Annotated in this window: 1 protein-coding gene; it reads right to left on the reverse strand. The window is 41.0% G+C overall.

Features of this window, described 5'->3' with window-relative positions; genetic code table 11:
- On the reverse strand, window positions 1-2441 hold a 2441-nt coding region (locus tag QT984_RS29585; RefSeq protein ID WP_445305862.1), incomplete at its 3' end, for an ATP-binding protein.
- Window positions 2442-2486: the final 45 nt, after the last annotated feature.

Consider the following 2486-nt stretch of genomic DNA (forward strand, 5'->3'; position numbering starts at 1 on the left):
TTTTGCGCCCCCGCATTCTCGATCGCAATTTTCATCAATCTTTCCAGCAACCTACTCAAAACAATTTCACCCGAAATCGCGAAAGAAGCTTTCATCACCGTAGTTAAATCTAGCGTCTCACCCAAATTGCTGCTAGTAGTCGCCGTCGTTGTTCGGTTTTTTGTTTGAGTAGTTGTCTTCCCTGAAGTTCTCACTATTAATTGGGGATATTTTTCCTCCAAACTCTCAACTTTACGTTTAGCCCCCCAGTATTGATAGCCATAGTGGGCTTTAGTCAGGTAGATGTGGGCAAATTCTTCTTTCTCCTTCCCCAACCAGAACTTAGCAGCCAATTCCGCCGCCAGCGCTTCATTCTGAATAAAATCATGCTCTCTAGCCTCAGCAATCGCGCGATCGTACAAATCCATCGCCGACAAATCAAAACCTGAAATCCTCGCCATTTCTGCCGCCACCAGCCAGAACTTATGTGCAAAACTTTCCGAGCAATTATCCGCCCAAACTTTGATTTGTTTCTGATTAGCTTCTAATTGCAGCCAGTAATCTTGTCGCTCCAATTCAGAAACCTCTGAATACAGAGCCGTTAAAATCAGACAACGGTAAAAATAATGGTGAGCACTAGAAATATGACCCATCAAATAATCAATCAGCTCTGCCGCGCGCTCCGATGCTTCTAGCGCCTCACTATACTGTTCGTAAAGATAGAAAGTCTGCGCCTTTAAAACATAAAACTCACACAGCGCTGCCATGCTTTTACGGCTATGAAAATTTTCTAAATGCTGTTCTTCGCTAACTTCATCCTCTTCTCCCATCAAATTTAAAATTGCTATCTTATTAGCAATAATAATATCAATCGCCCAAAAATTTTTAGTATGATTGCAGAAATGGAGCGACTTGTCAATATCTTCCCAGAGGTTATTCAAATTCATACCCTGGAAGAAATAGGTAATAGTTTGAAACATCCGGTTATAACCCGTCCATTGCAAATTGCCCGATTGCAAGCCTCTTTTATAACCTTCGTTATTAATTTGGGCCGTAGTTTTGAGCGGTCTCACCCAGCAGTTTAAGTAATTGGCAAAAATCACACTATCTTGGCAATTTTGAGACAAGTTATTAGAATTTTCGCTCAGAGTCAGAGCGAGTCTGCCAAACTCATAAGCAGATTGGTAATCCCCTAAAATTGAATTTAGGATAATTCCATAACACGAATAGCAGTAAGACCCTTCCGCTACAAAACCGTACTTGAGAGAAAGATTAATCGCTTTAATCACAGTCAACTTCCACAGTTCTTGAGATGAAAAGAACGTTAGTGGGCCCATGTTGCCCAATAATTTCATAGCCATTAGTTGAGCTGGGTCTTTCATCTTTTCGGCATGAATTAATGAAGCAATTTCTTGGTTGGCCAAGTAGGCTGTAGCTGTCGCCATTTCCGCATTAATCGCCTCACTTAAATTATCTTCAGCCAAGTCTATGCCCAGCAAGTGAAGCGCTTTTAATCCCGATTGAACTGCTGCTTCATATTTACTCAGCAGAGTGTACTGCACGATCAAAATGTTGTAAATTTCGGCTTGTTCTAGCTCAGATTTGGCCTGGGCAAATGCCACTTCTATTAAAGCTTCTGATTCTTCAAAATTGCCGTTTAAATATTCTGCCTCTGCCAGCTCCTTATGAAAGGTAAAAGCTAGTTCGTAGGAGTCTTGCCAAATATTGCCCGGTAGAATTTCTCGACCGAATTTTAAGTAGTCTCTGGCAGCAGCATAAGCCGTGGCATCTTTGGCTTTGCGAGCGGCGGTTAAATTTAAAATAGCTAGTTCAATTTTCTCGGTATCATCAATGATTAAATTTCGACCCGAATTCAAATGGTCGGCAATTTCAAAAATTCTTTCGGCGCGTCGCTCGCCAGAGATATTTGCTAGTAACAGACGACCAATTTGTAGGTGAATTGCTGTTTGCAGTTTTGAGTCAATCAATGCGTAACCTGACTGCTGTACGCGGTCGTGCAAAAATTTATAAGTAGTAATTACCAAGTCTGAGTTAATTATTTCTGATTCGGTAGCACCTAGCTCAGAAGTAGTTAAGATTAATCCTTCTTGAATGGCTGGCAATAGTTCTTGAAAGGTGGCTACCCAAGATTTTTCATTAATAATTGCCAGAGTGTTTAAGTCAAAACTATTGCCCACGCAGGCAGCTAAACGCAAAACTTGCTGAGTTGATGGGGGCAGTCTTTTCAATTTGCCCAGCATCAATTCAATGACGTTATCAGTAATACCTACTGATTCAATTTCGGAAATGTTCCAATCCCAGTTTCTTTCGTGAAAGTTGAATTTAAGTAGGTTTTCTTGATAGAGTGTTTTGAGAAACTGATTGACAAAAAAAGGATTGCCTTGAGTTTTACTGATTACTAACTCGGCGAGGGGGAGCGCTGATTTTTGGTCTTGACGCACGGTATCAGTAATTAAGTTAACTATCTGGTGAAGCTGTAAGGGAGC

The sequence above is a fragment of the Microcoleus sp. Z1_B2 genome (assembly GCF_036700325.1).
Taxonomy (GTDB): Bacteria; Cyanobacteriota; Cyanobacteriia; order Cyanobacteriales; family Microcoleaceae; genus Microcoleus.